The sequence below is a fragment of the Flavobacterium denitrificans DSM 15936 genome (assembly GCF_000425445.1).
Taxonomy (GTDB): Bacteria; Bacteroidota; Bacteroidia; order Flavobacteriales; family Flavobacteriaceae; genus Flavobacterium; species Flavobacterium denitrificans.
This window is the reverse complement of sequence record NZ_AUDL01000012.1, coordinates 235,081-255,041: the sequence shown is the minus strand read 5'-3', so window position 1 is coordinate 255,041 and position 19,961 is coordinate 235,081. Positions and strand designations below refer to the sequence as shown.

At 33.7% G+C, this 19,961-nt stretch carries 16 protein-coding genes; 11 read left to right on the top strand and 5 right to left on the bottom strand.

All coding sequences use genetic code 11. The features are described from left to right. Positions 1–58: 58 nt before the first annotated feature. The 6 genes from H600_RS0108595 (at position 59) to H600_RS0108565 (ending at position 7,245) form a co-directional block, all read left to right on the top strand. Complete coding sequence (locus H600_RS0108595) at positions 59–283, top strand: DUF5808 domain-containing protein (protein WP_026728399.1); 225 nt, start codon at positions 59–61, stop codon at positions 281–283. A 32-nt stretch (positions 284–315) separates the two neighbouring features. After that, positions 316–549: a putative signal transducing protein gene (locus tag H600_RS21985; protein ID WP_051234398.1), complete on the top strand. Its 234-nt coding sequence runs from the start codon at positions 316–318 to the stop codon at positions 547–549. Between the two features lie 370 nt (positions 550–919). Further along, a complete protein-coding gene (locus tag H600_RS22860) occupies positions 920–1,708 on the top strand; it encodes a hypothetical protein (RefSeq protein WP_209320119.1) in 789 nt (262 codons plus the stop codon). Between the two features lie 119 nt (positions 1,709–1,827). Continuing rightward, entirely contained in the window at positions 1,828–5,259 is a 3,432-nt protein-coding gene (locus tag H600_RS0108575) for a hypothetical protein (protein WP_026728397.1), read from the top strand. A gap of 72 nt (positions 5,260–5,331) precedes the next feature. Further along, a complete protein-coding gene (locus H600_RS0108570; protein ID WP_026728396.1) occupies positions 5,332–5,937 on the top strand; it encodes a hypothetical protein in 606 nt (201 codons plus the stop codon). Positions 5,938–6,174: 237 nt separating this feature from the next. Further along, positions 6,175–7,245 (top strand): glycosyltransferase, encoded by a 1,071-nt coding sequence (locus tag H600_RS0108565; protein WP_026728395.1) that lies wholly within the window; start codon positions 6,175–6,177, stop codon positions 7,243–7,245. Between the two features lie 139 nt (positions 7,246–7,384). Here the strand turns inward: H600_RS0108565 and H600_RS0108560 are convergent, their stop codons facing one another. From H600_RS0108560 to H600_RS0108550, 3 genes are all read right to left on the bottom strand, one after another. Further along, entirely contained in the window at positions 7,385–8,695 is a 1,311-nt protein-coding gene (locus tag H600_RS0108560; protein WP_026728394.1) for a porin, read from the bottom strand. 165 nt (positions 8,696–8,860) lie between these two features. Next, the gene (locus H600_RS0108555; RefSeq protein WP_026728393.1) at positions 8,861–9,940 is read right to left on the bottom strand and encodes a sensor histidine kinase; all 1,080 of its coding nucleotides are present in this window, start codon (positions 9,938–9,940) and stop codon (positions 8,861–8,863) included. A 203-nt stretch (positions 9,941–10,143) separates the two neighbouring features. Then, positions 10,144–10,827, bottom strand: coding sequence for a response regulator transcription factor (locus tag H600_RS0108550; RefSeq protein ID WP_026728392.1), 684 nt, complete (start codon positions 10,825–10,827; stop codon positions 10,144–10,146). A gap of 234 nt (positions 10,828–11,061) precedes the next feature. On the opposite strand from H600_RS0108550, the gene H600_RS0108545 reads away from it, so the two are divergent. From H600_RS0108545 to H600_RS0108530, 4 genes are all read left to right on the top strand, one after another. Then, complete coding sequence (locus H600_RS0108545) at positions 11,062–13,836, top strand: TonB-dependent receptor (RefSeq protein WP_026728391.1); 2,775 nt, start codon at positions 11,062–11,064, stop codon at positions 13,834–13,836. Positions 13,837–14,053: 217 nt separating this feature from the next. Next, a complete protein-coding gene (locus H600_RS0108540; RefSeq protein WP_026728390.1) occupies positions 14,054–15,232 on the top strand; it encodes a hypothetical protein in 1,179 nt (392 codons plus the stop codon). Between the two features lie 109 nt (positions 15,233–15,341). After that, the gene (locus tag H600_RS0108535; RefSeq protein WP_026728389.1) at positions 15,342–15,680 is read left to right on the top strand and encodes a T9SS type A sorting domain-containing protein; all 339 of its coding nucleotides are present in this window, start codon (positions 15,342–15,344) and stop codon (positions 15,678–15,680) included. 215 nt (positions 15,681–15,895) lie between these two features. Beyond that, positions 15,896–16,876 (top strand): LuxE/PaaK family acyltransferase, encoded by a 981-nt coding sequence (locus H600_RS0108530; protein WP_026728388.1) that lies wholly within the window; start codon positions 15,896–15,898, stop codon positions 16,874–16,876. 72 nt (positions 16,877–16,948) lie between these two features. On the opposite strand, the gene tyrS is transcribed toward H600_RS0108530, so the two are convergent. Beyond that, the gene (tyrS, locus tag H600_RS0108525) at positions 16,949–18,244 is read right to left on the bottom strand and encodes a tyrosine--tRNA ligase (protein ID WP_026728387.1); all 1,296 of its coding nucleotides are present in this window, start codon (positions 18,242–18,244) and stop codon (positions 16,949–16,951) included. A 229-nt stretch (positions 18,245–18,473) separates the two neighbouring features. Between tyrS and H600_RS0108520 the strand changes: the two genes are divergently transcribed. Further along, on the top strand, positions 18,474–19,475 hold the full coding sequence (locus H600_RS0108520; RefSeq protein WP_026728386.1) for an NAD-dependent epimerase/dehydratase family protein: 1,002 nt from the start codon (positions 18,474–18,476) through the stop codon (positions 19,473–19,475). Here H600_RS0108520 and H600_RS0108515 read toward each other — a convergent pair whose 3' ends face one another. Continuing rightward, a complete protein-coding gene (locus H600_RS0108515) occupies positions 19,476–19,952 on the bottom strand; it encodes a DUF4296 domain-containing protein (protein WP_026728385.1) in 477 nt (158 codons plus the stop codon). Between the last annotated feature and the right edge of the window lie 9 nt (positions 19,953–19,961).

Here is a 19,961-nt window from a genome sequence, read left to right as displayed (position 1 = left end):
ATTTTAAAATTTTACTTACCTTTCATTTTGCTTTTTAAGCCACTATATATTTTGGATTATGAATCACAACGAGCCCTCCGAAAAAGAAAAAGACAAATGGATTAATGACCCGAATAATTGGATTTGGGGAATTTTTTATTATAACCCAAAAGACAAAAGACTTTTTCCGCCCAAGAAAATAAAAGAATTTGGCTATACGACAAATTTTGCAAATCCTAATTCTGTTTTTGCGATCATTATTTTAATATTAATTCTTACTGTACTAGGAAGACATATGCATTAATTATACTTTTTAATAACAAAACAACAAAAATTATGGTCGAAATTTTTAGCGGTACATATCTTGATACAATAAATATTAAAAACTTATTAGAAAACGAAAATATCTCTGTTTTTACTGCAAATGAATATATGTCAAGTATCCAGCCTTGGACAGTTTCTGCTGGTGGCCAAAACTCTAGTATCTTAAAAGTTCAGCAAGCAGATTATGACAGGGCTGAAGAAATAATTAATAAATATATCAGTGGAGAATTTAGCTTAGAATTATAACAATTCAAATCATTGAGAAAGACTTCACTTAATCGTGAGAACTTTTTTAAGTCAAGAAATTTCTTAATTAATTTGACTAAATTTACTTTTGAAGAAAAACATTCTTGTTTAATTCAAGTGCCTTTAAGAAAGCTCCATGTTAAAAAAACATCGTTTACTAATTATTTTTATCCTAACAGAAATTATAATTGCCTTTTTTGGTTCAAACAATTCCATTAAACATAATCCTGATGTAGCATCTCTATTAACAGGTTTATTTCTTATCGCTATACCTTTACTATATTATTTGCTCACAAGAAAAAAACAAACAGAATTCACTTTTTGGTTTGTTTTTTATTCAATATTTAAATTAACGCCTTATATATTTTCGATGGAAAATAATTTTTTCGAAAGATTGTTTCAGTTAAAAATATATTTAAACATCGCTTTTTTACTATTCTTAATTTGGAAAGCCGTTTTGTTTCTAAAAGATTTTAAAAATACCGCAAAGCAGAAAGAAAATCCTGAGCTAGATGCCCATTCAATTATCACAAACTCCTTAAAAAAGTCAGTACGTTTTCAAAAATTGGGAAAGATAATTGCCTTTGAAATTTGCTCCTTTTATTATTGTTTTATAAAATGGCAAGGTGATAAAAAGACTAAAAACGATTTTTCAGGATATCACAACAGCGGTGTTAGCGGACTTTACTTTGGATTAATGCTTGTTTCTGTTTTCGAAGCGTTTGGTTTTCATGCGCTTTTAATTTCCCGAAATAAACCTTTAGCCATTTTGCTTCTTGTACTTCATGTTTATCTGTTAATCAATTTAGTTGGTCATCTCAAAGCCATTTTTTTCAGGACTCATCTTGTACTTTCTCAAAAAATTGTTCTTCGGTATGGACTTTTTGAAACTATAGAAATCCCTATCCATTCCATTCTTTCCATCAATAAATTTGAAGGCGATTATGAAAAAAGCCCAGAACTTTTGAAATGCGCTTTATTAGGCAAACTGGAACCACACAATATTTCTTTAGAATTAAAGAACAACCAAAATTTTAGACTTCCTTTTGGAATAACAAAAAACTCAAAAAAGGTATTATTCTACATTGATAATGCAAATGATTTTATAAATGAAACGAGACTCAAAATTAAAGAAAACCAAAATCTTAAAAATACATAAATACAAAAGCAGTTGTCATTACCTCAAGGCTCATCGGTAACTCCTTATAAACAAAATAAGCAACCAAACATTTCCCAATTATAAATACTATTTTTGGCTTTTTTAGAGTTAAAGTATTTATGCTGAAAAAATTACTGTTTTTAACGGTTTTCATCTGGTTTTCTGGGCTTCATGCGCAGGAAACAGAATCACCGTACAAAACAAAAAAAGTAATTGCAACGCGCGATACCATTCATCTGGAAAAAGTCAGCTTAAATCCGAATTATTTTCAACTTTTGAATACTAAAAATGAAGCTATTGATTCGAGTTTTTATAAAATCGATTTTCAAAAAGGAACGCTTCTTTTAAACGAAAAATTCACTTCAATTTCTGACACTTTAATTGTCAATTATTTAAAATATCCTGATTTTATCACAAAAGAGTACAGTCTTTACAAATCAGATCAAGTGGTTAGCAATGAAGCCGGATCTGAAAAGTTGTATAAAATTGATAATGCCAATACTAAAAAAGTTGTGCCATTTGATGGCTTAAATACCTCCGGAAGTATCACACGTGGTGTTACTGTCGGGAACAATCAAAATACGGTTTTAAACTCCAATTTAGATCTGCAGATTACCGGAAAAATATCTGACAAAGTCAGTCTTCGTGCTTCGCTTCAAGACAATAATATTCCGTTGCAAGATGGTGGTTATTCGCAAAAACTGGATCAGTTTGATAATATTTTCATGGAACTTTTCAGTGACGATTGGAACATTCGCGCAGGCGATGTCTTTCTAGAAAATCATAAAACTCAATTTCTTAATTTCAATAAAAAAGTTCAAGGGCTATCCGCTAGTTTTGATTTCGACACAGAAGAAAGCAAAACCAATATTTTTGCTTCGGTCGCTTTTGTAAAAGGACAATACGCAAAAAGTACTTTTATAGGTCAGGAAGGAAATCAAGGTCCGTATAAATTAAAAGGCCAAAATGGCGAATTGTATGTTTTGGTCATTTCAGGTTCAGAACGTGTTTATGTAAATGGTGTTTTGCTGAAACGTGGCGAAAACAATGATTATGTGATCGATTATAATGCTGGCGAAATTGTGTTTACATCGCTTTTTACGATTACTTCTGAAATGCGTATCAATATCGAATACCAATATTCAGAACGAAATTACAACCGACTTGTGACTTACGCCGGCGGTACACATGAAAACAAAAATTGGAGTTTTGGTGGTTACGTTTATTCTGAAAATGACATGAAAAATCAGCCTTTGCAACAAAATCTTTCTGCCGATCAGGTTCAAATTTTGAAAGATGCGGGAGATAATCCTGATTTAATGAAAGCGCCTTCGGCATATGAAGATAAATATTCGGACAATAAAATTTTGTATAAAAAGACATTGATCAACTCCGTTGAAGTTTATGAATATTCGAATAATCCTGCCGATGTTTTATACAATGTAAAATTCAGTTTGGTTGGAAATAATGCCGGAAATTATATCATTCAGAACAATAATTCAGTTGAAAGAATTTACGAATATGCTCCGCCAGTAAATGGAGTTCTCCAAGGAAATTACGAGCCAATTGTACAATTGGTTCCGCCAATAAAACTTCAGGTGGCCACATTTTTAGGAAAATATAATCCGAATGAAAAAACATTGGCCGATTTTGAACTTGCCGTAAGCAACAATGACAAAAATTTATTCTCGGGAATTGATGATGGAAATAACGAAGGAATTGCGTTTAAAACCAATCTAAAAAAACGACTTTTTACCAAAACTTGGACATTGGATGCATTTGCAAATTATCAATATGTTGCGGAAAATTTTAAATCTGTTGAGCGTTTGTATAATATTGAATTTAATCGAGATTGGAATTTAAACACTACTCTTTTGGGCAATCAGAGTTTGCTGGCGACTGGGTTCAACTTTGATTTATTTGCCAAAAAGAAAACTTCAAATGTTGGATTATTGACCTATCAATTTGAAAAATTAGATTTTAGCGAAAGTTATGCTGGAACGCGTCACACAACTTCAGCTTTTTTCAAAATAAAAAAATGGACTTTTGAGAATCAAGGAAGTTTTTTGAATTCTGATGCAACGACTTCGACATCAAAATTTATCAGAAATCAAACCCGAACAAAATATCATTTTGGCAAAAACTGGATTGGTGCCAGTATGCAGCTTGAAGACAATCAAGAAAAAGACAAAACGACCAATCAATTTTCGGCTTTGAGCCAAAGATTTTCAGAATACGGCGCTTTCATTGGTCGAGGCGACAGCACAAAAGTTTTTGCTGAAATAGGTTTTTTACAGCGCCGAAATGATAGTTTGCAAAACGGATTCTTGCAACATGTAAACAATTCTCAAACCTATTATTTGAAATCAAAATTGATTCAGAATAAAAAGACAAACTTGGCCGTTTACATGAGTTATCGAAATCTGGATTTTACCGATCCAAATCGAAGCAATGAGCCTTCTTTAAATTCGAGAATTTTATACAATGACCGATTTTTTAATCAGTTAATGCAAATAGGAACCACTTATGAAACCAGCTCAGGAACTATTGCACAGCAGGAATACACTTATATTGAAGTTCCAACCGGACAAGGAGTTTATACTTGGAACGATTACAATGGCAATGGAATTCAGGAATTGGAAGAATTTGAAATTGCTCAATTTTCAGATCAAGCACGATTCATTAGAATCTTTTTGCCGAATCAGATTTACATTAAAACCAATCAGAATAAGTTTTCGCAATCGCTGACATTAAATCCTGCGCAATGGCAAAATGAAAAAGGACTTAAAAAATTCGCTTCTTATTTCTACAATCAAACCTCCTTTATTATGGATAGGAAAGTGAAAAGTCAAGGCGAACGCTTGGAATTGAATCCGTTCGATTCTTCAGAAGAAAACATTTTGGGATTGAATTCGAGTTTACGAAACAGTTTGTACTTCAACCGAGGCAAGCAAAAACACTCCGTTATATATTCGTATTTAGCAAATAAAGGGAAAAATCTGCTATCGGTTGGCTCTCAAAATGTCACGAATAATTCGCATCAATTGCAGTATACACATTTGTATAAAAAAACTTGGCTTTTTAATTTTTTCACTAAAACCATAAAAAACAATTTAGTTTCAGAAGATTTTGCGGAGAAAAATTATGATTTGAAAGGCTATCAGCTTGCACCAAAAATCAGTTATTTGTTTTCAAAAAACACAAGTTTAGATTTATTTTATGAATTTCAAAACAAAGAAAATCAGATTGGGAATCTCGAAACTTTGGTTCAAAACAGACTCGGAACTTCGTTTTCATTTGCTGGAGAAAAGAAAGTAACCTTAAACGGCGAATTCTCATTTTATGAAAACAAATTTAGCGGAAATGAGTTTTCATCAGTTGGATATCAAATGCTTGAGGGACTTCAGGCAGGACAAAATTTAGTATGGAAATTACTTTTACAGAAAAACATCACTTCATTTTTAGATATCAATTTGAACTATCAAGGCCGTAAAAGCGAGACAGGAGCAACCGTACACACAGGAAATGTAAACCTTCGCGCTTATTTTTAAAAATTAAGAAAAAACCTACTTAATAGTATAAATAAATTGATTAATTTTAATTGAATTTAAACTCTTGACCTTATGAAAAAATTATTATTACTATGCTTTTTAGTGGTTTTCTCTTCAAATTTTTATGCTCAAGACGCTGTAACAGCAACTAAAGCAACTAAGAGTAAAACCGAAGCTTCTGCTAAAAAAGCAAAATCGGATGCAGACAAAGCAAGTGCTGATGCTAAAAAGCAAGCAGCAAAATCTAAAAAAGCAGCAGATGACGCTACAGCATCTGCTACAAAAGCTAAAAAAGAATCAGCTAGCGATGCTAAAAAAGCCGCAGACAAATCAAAAAAAGCGGCTGACGATGCAACCGCAGCGGCAGCAAAAGCTAAAAAAGAATCAGCTAGCACTGCTAAAAAAAGTGCCGACAATCAAGCTGCAAAAGCAAAAAGCGAAGCTGATAAAGCTAAAAAATCAGCATCAAAAGCGGAGACTGCAAGCAAAACTGCAAAGAAAGACGCTGACGCCGCTAAAAAATCGGCTACTAAAACTTTAAAAGAAACCAATGAAAAAGCGCCAAGAGTTCCGGATAAAGTGACTGGCGAGTACAATGGAAAAAAAGTGTATACTGGCCCAAAAGGTGGCAGATATTACATCAACAAAAATGGAAATAAAACTTATATTCAAGACTAGAGACTGAGACACTAAGGGACTGAGGTTCTAAGTAATTGAAATACGAGATCTAAAAGCCGAACCTACGTTCGGTTTTTTTATTTTTAAAGTATAAGAACCTTAGTCCCTCAGCACCTCAGTCCCGAGGCTTCGGGATAGAACCTCAAAAAAAATATTCCGTTAATAATTTAGTAATATGTCCGAAATATCATAAAAAACATATTTCTTTATCTTCGTTTTTCAAAAAGCGTTAACCTTATGAGCATTGACTATTCTGCGAACAAAACAATTTTAGTTGCTCCATTAAACTGGGGATTAGGCCATGCCACTAGATGTATCCCGATTATTAAAGCGCTTCAAGAGAATAATTTTATTCCGATTATTGCTTCTGATGGAGTTGCGCTTGCTTTACTGCGAAAAGAATTTCCGTATATACAAACTTTAGAATTGCCATCTTATCATATTGAATATGCTAAAAACGGCAAAAATTTCAAATGGAAGTTAATCAAGAATCTTCCAAAAATGATTACTGCTATTTTGGATGAGAAAAAAATCGTGAATTCTTGGATTAAAAAACATGGAATTGACGGCATTATTTCTGACAACCGATTGGGCGTTTTCAGTAGAAGAATCCCATCTGTTTTTATGACGCATCAATTGAATGTGATGACAGGAAACACAACTTGGTTTACAAGCAAATGCCATCAATATATCATAAAAAAATATACGGAATGCTGGGTACCAGATACGAACGGAGAAATTAACCTTACTGGAGATTTAGGACATTTAAAAGACAATAATCTAAACTTAAAATATATTGGCCCTTTGAGCAGAATGAAGAAGAAGGAAACGCCAATAGTTTATGATTTAATGATTATTTTATCAGGCCCTGAACCTCAACGCACCTTTTTAGATCAAAAACTGCAAAAAGAAGTCGCTAATTATAAAGGGAAAGTTGTTTTTGTGCAAGGTATTGTGGAAAAAGTGCAAAATAAATGGCAGGCTGGAAATGTTACCTATTATAATTTCATGAATTCAAAACAGTTGGAACAAACTTTCAACGAAAGTGAATTTGTTCTTTGCCGCTCTGGTTATACGACCGTTATGGATTTGGCAAAATTGGGTAAAAAAGCTTTTTTTATTCCAACTCCTGGGCAGTATGAACAAGAATATTTGGCTATAAAACTTCAAAATGAAAATTTAGTGCCATATGCAATGCAAAACGACTTCACCATTGAAGATCTTTCAAAAGTAAAGTCGTTTAAAGGATTATCCCAATTTAAAAATGATATTGACTGGGACGCTTTATTTTCTGTTTTTGAAGATTAATTTTCACCAATAAAAAAATCCGTATTAATCAACGCTTTTGCAAATGCAAATCCGTTTAATCTGCGTCTACATTGGAACACTGATTAAACGGATTCACTATGGTGAATACGCTGATAATACGGATTTTTTATTTATTTTTTTAGAAATTAAACTGTGCCTGCAAGCGCAATAGATTACCTTGTTGTCTGTTGATTGGGCGGGCACTGTCTACATAATTTCTATCGGCTACAACATATTCTGCTGTCAATTCTAATGCTTTGATTGGTTGCCATTCGATACCAAATTGATAATCTCTTACAACATAACTTCTTGCATCTTTTTCATATTTCTTGCCACCGTCATAATACTGAAATTGTGCATAAGGATAGATATGTTGTTTTTTGATATCCCATTTATAATTCAGCAAAATATATCCACCATTTAAACTTGATTCGTCAACAGTATTTGTTGCAGGATTATAACGTGGTCCCTTACCAATATTGTATTCAGTTTGGATCCCGAAAGGTTTTGGATACAAAACAAAAGTTGCCCCAATTCTTTCATCTTTCACATACTTTGGATCATTAACAATTACGCCTGTAGAAATTTCGTCTGTAAAAGCCCATTTACCATCATAAGCCTGAATTCCTGGTTCAATAATCTGGCTTCCAATTACAAAAGGATATGATACTCTGGCTACAACATTCAAATCTCTGTTTGCATCAATTTTGTTAGCAATTTGACCATTATAAACTCCGAATGCAAATACACCAAAATCTCCTGAGCCTTTGTAGCCATCTTTTACTAACATTTCAAAACGCTTTCTGATTTCGGCAGGCGCCCAATAAAAAATAATCCCTAAATCACGTTCATTTGCTATTGAGCTATTGATTGCATCTGCACGATCCAATGTTAAACGTTGTGAACTTGACTGCATGTTGATAAATCCATACGGGATTTTACTTTGTCCTACACGAACACGGTATTCTCTTTGCTTGTCAAAAGAAAGATCAAAGTACAAGTCGCGAATTTGAACGAAATTTTGAATTCCGGTAACTGGCGAGCTGGCAAAATCAGGTTGGAAATAAAAGAAAACATTTGGATGAACCTGGCCCGAAAATACTAAACGTGCACGACGAATAAAAAGTCCGTTGTTTGCTTTCGCATCAGGTGCTGTTGACGTTGTTCCCCAAGATCTGTCACACTGGTCGCAAGTAACTTTGTCATTTGTAGAAAACAAACCATTGTATCTAATTTGCGCATAACCTCTTAAAGAAATTTTGTCATACCAATGTTCTTCAATTCCTCCTCCAGATTTAGTTTCTGGAAGTTTTGCTTTATTGATCGAATCCAAAATACGAAGTACTTCGTTTTTTACCTCTTGCTTGTTTACATTTTGCTGATTTACATCTTGCGCATTCATTGCTACTGTAAGCAATATTGTCATCACAAGAACTATTTTTTTTATCATTTTTCTTTTACCCTTAGTTTCAGGATGCAAAGATGTATCACCTATGTTAACAAATCATTAACCAGATGTTACTATAATAAAAATTTAATATTAGGCACAGAAGCCTAATGTTTCTTTATTGTTAAAACACTTATTTTACGGCTTTTAGAGAAATCCAACTAACAATTATTTAACTTCAGTTTTAGTCGTTTTATTCGCTTTTTCGAGAGTAAAAGAAAATTCAGACCCTATTCCGAACTCACTTTCTACATAAACTTTCTCTTTATGAGCCTCAATAATATGTTTTACAATTGCCAATCCTAAACCAGAACCGCCTTCAGAACGAGTTCCGCTTTTGTCAACTCTATAAAAACGTTCAAAAAGTCTCGAAATGTTCTGCTTTTCAACTCCTTCCCCATTATCACTGATTCGGATCAAGACTTTTTTCTTGGTTAGATTTACAACGCCAACTTCAGTCAAACCGCCTTCTTTTCCATATTTAATTGAGTTCACAATCAAGTTTTCTAAAACCTGTTGAATTCTGTCTTGATCTCCACGAATAATAACCGATTGAACGTTTTTGCTTTCAAAAGCCAATTTGATTTTCTTTTTATCGGCTTTCATTTCTAATAAATCAAAAACATTTTGAATCAACTCAACAATATCAAAATCGGTCATATTCAAATCCAAATCACCCGATTCTAATTTGGTGATCATATCTAAATCTTCCACTATATAGATAAGACGCTCTACACCTTTTTCGGCTCGCTTTAAGTATTTTTTGCGAATGTGTTTGTCATCCATTGCTCCGTCAAGCAAAGTCGAAACATAACCTTGAACGGTAAATAAAGGCGTTTTTAATTCGTGCGAAACGTTTCCTAGAAACTCTCGTCGATATTGTTCTCGAATTTCGAGCATTTCGATTTCTAGCTTTTTATCAGTTGCAAACTTTTTTACTTCTCGTGAAAGCGTTTCCATATCTGTCGTAATAGGCTGATTGATAAGCGGTGTCGATTCTAATAACGAAACCTCATCGTAAATCTTTTTGACTCTTCTATATATAAAGCGTTCTACGCGATATTGGAGCACTAAAAACGAGAAAATATAAATTGAAATTATGAATACTATTCCAAAAGCAATTTGATGTTTCAGCTGGTTTTTATAAAACAAAGACATCAGCATCAACACAAATCCTGTTGAAAACAGACTTATATACAATGCCGACTTAATTGCAAATTTGTATGTTTTTTTAAAATTGATTTTCATTGAAAATATTAAACCATTAAAATATTATTTTTTTACCATATGAGTTATATAAGTTCATTTAAAGCTAAACTTAATCATATGGATTTACATAAGAACTTAAAAAAGAAATCTTTGTCAAAGTTCGGAACTTTGACAAAGATAAATTTTGATTGATATATTAGGTTACAATTTAAATGAACTTATATCACTTATATGGTTCAAATTTACACTTCGAATTTATAACCAACACCTTTTATGGTTTTAAAAAGGTCTTCACCGATTTTTTCGCGAAGTTTTCTAATGTGTACATCGATTGTTCTTCCGCCAACAACTACTTCGTTACCCCAAACTTTATCAAGGATTTCATCTCTTTTAAAAACTTTTCCAGGCTTAGAAGCCAACAAATAGAACAATTCGAATTCTTTTCTTGGCAAAGCAATTTCGACATTGCCTTTTATGATTTTGTATTCTTCACGGTTAATCTCGATTCCGCCAACATTTATAGTATCTGTAACGATTTCTTGTTCTTTTAACCTTCTTAACAAAGCCTTTACTTTGCTGACCAACAATTTTGGTTTTATTGGTTTTGTAATATAGTCATCAGCACCAGCATCGAAACCAGCTACTTGCGAATAATCTTCACTTCGTGCAGTTAAGAATGTTATGATAACATTATTTAGTTCTGGAATTTTTCTGATGTGTTCACAAGCTTCCATCCCGTCCATTTCGGCCATCATTACGTCCATAATGATTAATTCTGGCAATTCTTTCTGAGCCTTTGCTATAGCTTCTTTTCCATTAGAAGCTGTTACAATTTGATAGCCTTCTTGAGCAAGGTTATAGCCAACGATTTCTAAGATATCTGGTTCATCGTCAACTAATAAAATCTTGGTTTGTGTTTTTTTCATAAATAGCAAAAATTGAGATTTTTAACATCAAATTTCCTTAATATATATTCGATGTTTTTTATTTCACAGCGTAAATATAGTAATAAAACAACCGTTAAAAATTACGGTTAACGGTAATTTAATCTGGTAACAATTTGATAATCTTGACAACACAAAAACATAACAAGTGGCTAACATGAACTTTACAATGCGTGTCTTTCTTTGCACCAAAATAAATTAAACACAACACTGAAAATGAAATTCAATTTAAAATTTCTATTAATCACATTATTTATCTGTTCGATTTCGATCGCGCAAAACAAAGGTACGATTTCTGGTGTATTAACCGACAAAGAATCAAACAATGCTTCGCTTCCTTTTGCAAATGTTTTATTAAAAGGGACAAGTATTAGTGCCAACACTGACATTGACGGAAAATATTCGTTGAGTGTAAATCCTGGAACTTATACAATTATTTTTAGTTTCGTAGGATATGAATCTGTAGAAAAACCTGTAACGGTAAAAGCTGGCGAAACAGTTACTGTAAACCAAATACTTTCATCAGGAAGCTATACTCTTAAAGATGTTGTTGTAAAATCAGCCGCTGTAAACAAACAAAAAGAAACGGCTCTTTTATTGGAACAAAAAAATGCTGTTGATATCAAACAAGCAATTGGAGCACAAGAACTTTCTAAAAAAGGGGTTAGTGATGTTGCTAATGCAGTTGTAAAAACTACTGGTATTACAAAACAAGAAGGAACAAACAACATTTTTGTGAGAGGTTTGGGAGACCGTTACAACTCGACAACTATGAACGGACTTCCGATTCCTTCAAACGATCCTGAAAAGAAAAACATCAATCTAGATATTTTCTCAACGGACATTATTGAGTACGTTTCTATCGACAAAGTATACAACGGAAAATTCTTTGGAGATTTTGCTGGAGGAAATGTTGATATCGTTTCAAAAGACTACAAAGGAAACGGATTTTTGAAAATTGATTTTGAATCAAAAATAAATACGAACGCAATTACCGAAAACAATTTTACTTTGCAAAAAGGACCAAACGCTTTCGGATTCAGTAAAGCTGAAATCCCAAACAATCCTTTGACAGAATACAATTATGGTACTTTGCAATTTGACAAAAAAACACCAATTGGAGGTTCATTCGGAATTTCAGGTGGTGACTCTTACACTGTTGGTGAAGAAGGAAAAATCAACATCTTCGGTACAGCATCTTTCACAAATGAATATGCTTCAAGAACAGAAGGTATTGCAAGAGGAAGCGTTAATGCTGCTGGTGTTGCCGGAAAAGATCTAGACTACAACTATCTTTCATACAACACAAATACTACTGCAATGTTTAATGCTGCATACAAAATCAACAGCAACAACAAAATCAACTTCAACACTTTATTCATCAATACATCTACACAAAGAAAAGAAGAATCAAGAGGTTACATTGTTGACTTAGCAAACGAAGGAAACGGATACATCCGAAGAAATGAATATGAGAAATCTGCTTTATGGGTTAACCAATTATTAGGAGAACATAAATTAAGCGAAAGAAGCACATTCAACTGGGGAGGTTCTTTCAATACTGTAAAACAAGACATTCCAGACAGAACATATAACACTATGAATCTTTTGCCTGAAGGATATGTAATCAACTCTCAGTCAGCACCAAATAACCACCGTTATTTCCAAACTTTAAAGGAAAACGAATTGGCAGCAAATTTATCTGTAAACTACAAATTCAACAAAAACGAAGAAGGAGATTACAAAGGAAAATTCACTGTTGGTTACAATGGAAGATTTAAAAATAGAGATTTCGAGGCAACTCAATTCAACTTTAAAACCACAACATTCCCAGTTTCGCACACAGGTGATATCGTAGATCCAAACAACTTGGATTTATTCTACAACCAACAAAACCTGGACAACAACTTCTTTACGATTTCTACTTTCCGTGGAGGACCAGAAGTACCAAATGCACTTGATCCGCAAACTTACACAGGTGAATTGACAATCAATGGCGGTTACTTAAACACAGAATACAAATTCAATAGCAAATTAACGGCAGTTTTAGGATTAAGAGCTGAAGTTATTACACAAACAGTTGATTGGAGCACGCAGTTAGATCCAGCTGGAGGCAGTGATAATTTAGAAAAAACAGCTTTCTTGCCAAGTTTGGTACTGAAATATGAACTTAACGAAAAACAAAATTTACGTTTTGGATTCAGCAAAACATATACGCTTCCGCAGTTCAAAGAAAGATCTCCTTTTATCTACGAGGAATTTTTACAAGCTAAAATTGGTAACCCATTTTTATATGCTTCAGATGATTACAACTTTGACTTAAAATGGGAAATATTCCCTAACAGCGATGAAGTTCTTTCTATAACAGGTTTCGGAAAATACATCTTAAACCCTATCAACGAGGTGGTTATCAACTCTTCTACAAATGACATCTCTTACGTAAACTCTGGAGATTACGGTTATGTAGCAGGTGCTGAGTTAGAATACAAGAAAACACTTTTTACTTTTGACAGTGAAAATGCTAAAAAATTGACTGGAGGAATCAACGTATCGTATTTATATAGCGAACAAGAATTAAACGATGCTAAAGTTCAAGAAGAAACAGAAGGAACACGCCCAACTACTTTCACTAATACAAAAGGCAAATTTACAGGAGCATCTCCTTTGTTATTAAATGCTGATTTATCTTTCTACAACGAGTGGAATGACAAAAAAAGCAATTTGACTACAACTTTAGCCTACAATTATTTCTCTGACCGAGTAAACGCAATTGGTACATTAGAAAAAGGTGATTTAGTTGACAAAGCAGTTGGTTCATTAGACTTCATTGCAAAATCAAAATTGAACAAAAACTACAGCCTTGGTTTCTTAGTAAAAAACATTCTTGATCCAACTATAGACAGAGTTCAAGAAAACAAAACAGGAGACGTAAGTGTTTTGAGCTACAAAAAAGGATTAAACTTAAGCCTACAATTTAGCTACGAGTTTTAAGCTAAAAATATTTGAATTAGTAAAAAAGAGGCAGCTTTAAGCTGTCTCTTTTTTTTTGCTCTTTTCCCTAAAAATATTCTCTTAACAAGTTAACATTGAATTAATACAAAATATTCATTTTATTAAACTAACAATTACAGTGGCTTAACATCCAGAAAGGATTTCTGATCCATCTTTGCAACAGAAATTAAACACAAAAAAAATTATTAAAACGATTATGAAAAAATCAATTTTAAATTTCGTTACAGTTTTTGCTTTATCTGGAGTTTTGCTTACAAGCTGTTCTTCTAATGATGATGATAAAAAACCAACTTCTTCGTTTACAGCAGACCCTGCTAATTTTCAAGGAAAAATCACTGATGGTGAAGTAATACTTGATGCAACGAAAACATACAAGTTGACTGGAGCTATTAAAGTAGAAAATGGTGCTACTTTGACAATTCCTGCTGGAACAACAATTGAAGGAACAAGCGGAACTGCATCTTATATCGCAGTTGCTCAAGGTGGTAAAATCAACGTAAACGGTACAGCTGCTAAACCAGTTATCATGACTGCTACAACTAAAGCTGCTGGAAAATGGGGTGGATTAGTAATTTGTGGTAAAGCGCCAATCAACCGTGTAAGCGGAGGTGCAAGCACAGCTACATCTGAGGTTGCTGAATTGACTTACGGAGGAACTGTTGCTAATGATAATTCAGGTTCTATTAAATATTTAAGAATTGAGTACGCTGGTGCTGCTTTCAATACTGAAAAAGAATTCAACGGACTTTCATTCTTCGGAGTTGGTTCTGGTACAACTGTTGAAAACGTACAAGCTTATTACGGAGCTGACGACGGATTTGAATTCTTCGGAGGAACTGTAAACACAAGAAACTTGATTTCTATCGGTAACGAAGATGACCAATTTGACTGGACTGAAGGATGGAGCGGAACAAATGAAAACTGGTACGGTAAATTAGATTTCGGAAAAGGAAACAGAGGAATTGAAGCTGATAACTTCGAGTTTGGATACGGATTTACTCCAATCTCTAACCCAACTATCACAAATTTAACTCTTGTTGGTCCTGGAAGTACTGCAGCTGTTGCTAACTTCGCTGAAAACCAAGCTATCAAATTAAGAAGAGGTACTAAAGCAAAAATCACTAACGTAGTAGTAAGTGCTTGGGCAACTGGTGTTGATGTTGAAAACGATGAAACTATTGCTTTCGTTGGTACAGACTTAAAAGTGGCTAACATATTATTTGTTGCTGATGTACCTACAAAAACTAAAGGAAAGAAAACAGACGGAACTTCAACTAGTGTAGCAGGTGTTATTACTGAGTCTGCAACTGCAACTGGAGCTGGAAACGGTATTGCTCAACCAACATGGGCTGCTGGATGGTCAGTAGGTTTCTAATCTGTTAGAAAACATATAATTGTTAAAAACATCCTAAATATTTAGGATGTTTTTTTTTGGCGTAATTTTTGTAATTTTTTTTGTATATTTACTTATCCAAATAAATGCGATGGCAAAAAACTACTTTTATATTACATTCTTATTGGCTTTTTTCTTTACTGTAAGTGTCTCGGCGCAAGATAGTAAGCAATTACCAAAACCTCAAGAATCTACTTCTATTGAGGGTCTAAGCTTGTATCCTAACCCAGTCACTAACGGAAAAGTATATATTTCGACTAAAAATGATTTGGAAAAAGAAATCATCATCTTTGATCTTCTGGGTAAAAAAGTATTACAAACACATTTGACTTCACGAGAACTAAGCGTTGCAGATTTGGTGCCAGGCGTTTATATCATCAAAATAAGTGAAGAAAATGCCTCAGCAACTCGAAAACTCATTATAAGATAAAAAAGCTCCTACGGAGCTTTTTTTAGTTTACAGTCGCAGTCGCAGTCAGTTTGTGAACTTATGGAAATTAGCAACTGAAAACTGTGACCGAAAACTGTGACCGAAAACTGTGACCGAAAACTGTGACTGAAAACTGTGACTGAAAACTGTGACTGAAAACTGTGACTGAAAACTGTGACTGAAAACTAAAAACAATATCTTTGCAAAAAAAAGTTTTGATTACATCCAACGATATATTTACCATTTCGAATCAGAAACAATTTGAAAAAATAGCACTAAAAGTGTTTCGTTTTCAGCACGAAAACAATAAAGTATATCGTGATTTCTGTGACTTTTTGAACGTAAATCCGCAGCAGGTAAAAACCTTGAAACAAATTCCGTTTTTGCCAATCCAGTTTTTCAAAACTCATGAAGTAGTTACTAATTCAGATTTTCCACAAGTTACTTTTACAAGCAGTGGCACAACCGGAATGGTCACAAGCCGACATTTAGTTACCGATGTTTCCCTTTACGAAGAAAGTTATCGCCAAGGATTTTCTCAATTTTATGGCAATATTGAAGATTACGTTGTTTTAGCGCTTTTGCCATCATATTTGGAACGAGATGGATCTTCATTGATTTATATGGTAGAAGACCTTATAAAGCTTTCTAATCAACCTGAAAGTGGGTTTTATTTACACAACCACGAAGAACTTACCCAGAAACTAATCGAATTAGATAATGCCGGACAAAATGTACTCTTGATTGGCGTTACATACGCACTATTAGATTTAATCGAAAAACATCAGTTTCAGCTTCAAAATACCATTATAATGGAAACTGGCGGCATGAAAGGAAAACGCAAAGAAATGATTCGCGAAGAATTACACGAAATTTTATGCAAAGGTTTTGGTGTTTCTTCAATTCATTCTGAATATGGAATGACGGAACTTCTTGCACAAGCTTATTCATTAGGAGATGGTATTTTTGAATGTCCATCGTGGATGAACATTTTAGTTCGTGACCCTGAAGATGCGCTTACTTATGTAAATGACGGAAAAACAGGCGGAATCAATGTTATTGATTTGGCTAATATCAATTCATGTTCCTTTATCGCAACGCAGGATTTAGGCAAAAAATATCCCAACAACTCTTTCGAGGTATTGGGACGTTTTGATAATTCCGATATTCGTGGTTGTAACTTAATGGTTCTTTAAAGGTTTAATCATTGATTTGTTTATTCTTTTATCGGGCTTCAACCTCGATTAAACAATTAACCGATTAAACAGTTAAACAGTTCTAATCACAAAATAATTTTTCTTTCCACTTTGTAATAACACAAATTGATTGTTGATTAAATCATTTGCTGTCAAAACAAAATCTTCTTTGATTTTTTCTCTATTTACCGAAATTGAATTCGCCGTTAAAGCTCTTCTTGCTTCTCCGTTTGATTTAAAGAAACCTGTTTTTTCGTTTAAAACTGTAATTATATCTAATCCATTTTCTAAATCAGCTTTTGCAATTTCAGCTTGAGGAACACCATCAAAAACCTCTAAGAAAGTCGCTTCGTCTAATTTTTTCAAATCTTCAGAAGTCGAGTTTCCAAACAAAATATTTGAAGCCTGAATTGCTTTTTCCAACTCTTCTCTGCTATGAACAAAAACAGTTATTTCTTCAGCTAATTTTTTTTGCAAAACTCTCAAATGCGGTGCTGTTTGGTGCTCAGCAATCAAAGCATCAATGGTTTCTCTATCCAAGAAAGTAAAGATTTTGATGTATTTTTCAGCATCTGCATCTGTAGCATTTACCCAAAATTGGTAAAATTTGTAAACAGACGTTTTATCAGCATCCAACCAAACATTTCCGCCTTCCGATTTGCCAAATTTAGATCCGTCTGCTTTTGTGATTAATGGAGTAGTCAATGCAAAAGCTTTGGCATTTTCGCCTCCCATTCTGCGCACTAATTCCGTACCTGTGGTAATATTTCCCCATTGGTCAGAACCTCCCATTTGCAAAAGGCAGTTGTTGTTTTTATATAAATGATAAAAATCGTATCCTTGAATTAATTGATATGTAAATTCTGTAAAAGACATTCCTTCTCCTTCTCCGCTAAATCTCTTTTTAACAGAATCCTTCGCCATCATGTAATTCACAGTGATTCGTTTTCCAACTTCACGTGCAAAATCAATAAACGAGAATTCTTTCATCCAATCATAGTTATTTACCATAATTGGAGCATTTGGTTCTTTTGAATTAAAGTCTAAGAAGCGAGACAGAACACTTTTTATTCCGGCAACATTTTTGGCCAAAGTTTCCTCGTTCAACAGATTTCTTTCGTCAGATTTTCCAGAAGGATCACCAATCATTCCAGTCGCGCCGCCCACAAGAGCAATTGGCTGATGCCCAAAATTCTTTAAATGAACCAATAAAATAATCTGAACCATACTGCCAATATGCAGCGAATCTGCCGTTGGATCAAAACCAATATAAGCCGATGTAACCTCTTTTAGCAATTGTTCTTCCGTTCCTGGCATGCTATCATGGTACAAACCGCGCCACTTTAATTCTTCAACTAGATTCTTCATTTTTATAATATTTTGCGCAAATGTAATCAATGTCAATGGTAATGGCAAAAAAGTCTGCCACGAAGACACTAAGCCACAAAGTTTTTGTTTTTCACTGTGAAAGTATTGCACAAAATTTATTGAAATAAAAAACTTTGCGCCAGCGCCTTTGTGGCAAAATCCAAAAAACCTTTGCAACTTTGTAACTCTGTAACTTTGCACCTTAAAAGCAAAAACTTATATTTACAAAATGGTATTAGTAACTGGAGGAACAGGTTTAGTAGGCTCGCATTTATTGCTTCATTTAATTGAAAATGGAGAAAATGTTCGGGCAATTTACCGCAGTCAAAGCAATATTCAGAAAACAAAATCGGTTTTTGAATTGTATAAAAAAGGCGATTTATTTGAAAAAATAGAATGGCTTGAAGCCGATATTTTAGACATCCCTTCTCTCGAAATTGCTTTTAACAATATCGATTATGTTTATCATTGTGCCGCATTAATTTCGTTTGATCCAAAAGATGAAGATGCACTTCGAAAAACTAATATTGAAGGAACTGCCAATATGGTTAATTTCTCTATTGCCAGAGAAATTAAAAAATTCTGTTTTGTAAGCTCTATCGCAGCTTTAGGAGATTTGGCTTCACATGAAACGTACATCACCGAAGAAACCGACTGGAATCCTGAGAAACCACACAGCGATTACGCCATTTCAAAATATGGTGCCGAAATGGAAGTTTGGCGTGCTGTTCAAGAAGGCTTGGATATTGTAATCATAAATCCGGGGGTGATTTTAGGCCCAATTCCGAAAACTAAAGAAGCACAACAAGGAAGTGCCGAATTATATGTGAAAGTTGGAAACGGGCTTTCATTTTTCACCTTAGGAAGCACAGGTTTCATCACTGTCGATGATGTTGCAAAAACAGCATATCAATTAATGAAAAGCGAGATCAAAAACGAGCGTTTTACTTTAATTGCTGAAAATGTCATTTTTAAAGATATTCTAGACACTATTGCCTCCGTTTTGAAAGTCAAAAAACCGCACATCCATGCAAAACCGTTTTTAATGAATTTCCTTTGGATGGCCGATGCTGTGTTTTCGACCTTATTTTTCCAAAAAAGACGTCTGACTAGAGCAACAGCAAAATCTTCTTACACCAAAGATTTGTACGCTAACGAAAAAATAAAAACCGCTCTAGGAACGGTTTTTCAAGATGTACATCAGTACATTATAAATATTTCAAAACTTTAATTATTGATCTAAAAGCCTTTCTCGGCTATTCGGATTCGGATTTGCTTTTGCCGGGCTCGATGGACTTTTTATAGAATCTTTAGGCTTCTCAGTTGCTTTCTTTTTAGCATCTTTTGCTGCTTTTTTCTCTTCTAATTTGACAATTGAATCGGTCGCTCTTTGTTGAACAGCCAATCTTTTGCCTAATTCATCAAACATATCTTTATACTTTTCATAGTCAGCAGCATAATAAATATTGCTTTGCGCAAACTGCAAGCTATCTACTTTGTATTTTCTAAAAATAAACTTCTTTGGATCTGAATCAACTGAATCTAGCGATAACGGATTTTGATATTTCATTGCTTCCAAAAGAGACAAATCATACATAATATCAATCATTTTTCCTCTTTCAATAAGTCCTTTTGGCTCTTTCACAAGCTCTTTTTTACAACTTACAGAAAGAAACACAACCAATATTATAAACACAAAATTCTTCATTTCAGCTTT

Excerpts from the sequence above, each read along its gene's own strand:
- H600_RS0108595 (WP_026728399.1), top strand. The coding sequence starts at position 59 with ATGAATCACAACGAGCCCTCCGAAAAAGAAAAAGACAAATGGATTAAT.
- H600_RS21985 (WP_051234398.1), top strand. The coding sequence starts at position 316 with ATGGTCGAAATTTTTAGCGGTACATATCTTGATACAATAAATATTAAA.
- H600_RS22860 (WP_209320119.1), top strand. The coding sequence starts at position 920 with ATGGAAAATAATTTTTTCGAAAGATTGTTTCAGTTAAAAATATATTTA.
- H600_RS0108575 (WP_026728397.1), top strand. The coding sequence starts at position 1,828 with ATGCTGAAAAAATTACTGTTTTTAACGGTTTTCATCTGGTTTTCTGGG.
- H600_RS0108570 (WP_026728396.1), top strand. The coding sequence starts at position 5,332 with ATGAAAAAATTATTATTACTATGCTTTTTAGTGGTTTTCTCTTCAAAT.
- H600_RS0108565 (WP_026728395.1), top strand. The coding sequence starts at position 6,175 with ATGAGCATTGACTATTCTGCGAACAAAACAATTTTAGTTGCTCCATTA.
- H600_RS0108560 (WP_026728394.1), bottom strand. The coding sequence starts at position 8,695 with ATGATAAAAAAAATAGTTCTTGTGATGACAATATTGCTTACAGTAGCA.
- H600_RS0108555 (WP_026728393.1), bottom strand. The coding sequence starts at position 9,940 with ATGAAAATCAATTTTAAAAAAACATACAAATTTGCAATTAAGTCGGCA.
- H600_RS0108550 (WP_026728392.1), bottom strand. The coding sequence starts at position 10,827 with ATGAAAAAAACACAAACCAAGATTTTATTAGTTGACGATGAACCAGAT.
- H600_RS0108545 (WP_026728391.1), top strand. The coding sequence starts at position 11,062 with ATGAAATTCAATTTAAAATTTCTATTAATCACATTATTTATCTGTTCG.
- H600_RS0108540 (WP_026728390.1), top strand. The coding sequence starts at position 14,054 with ATGAAAAAATCAATTTTAAATTTCGTTACAGTTTTTGCTTTATCTGGA.
- H600_RS0108535 (WP_026728389.1), top strand. The coding sequence starts at position 15,342 with ATGGCAAAAAACTACTTTTATATTACATTCTTATTGGCTTTTTTCTTT.
- tyrS (WP_026728387.1), bottom strand. The coding sequence starts at position 18,244 with ATGAAGAATCTAGTTGAAGAATTAAAGTGGCGCGGTTTGTACCATGAT.
- H600_RS0108520 (WP_026728386.1), top strand. The coding sequence starts at position 18,474 with ATGGTATTAGTAACTGGAGGAACAGGTTTAGTAGGCTCGCATTTATTG.
- H600_RS0108515 (WP_026728385.1), bottom strand. The coding sequence starts at position 19,952 with ATGAAGAATTTTGTGTTTATAATATTGGTTGTGTTTCTTTCTGTAAGT.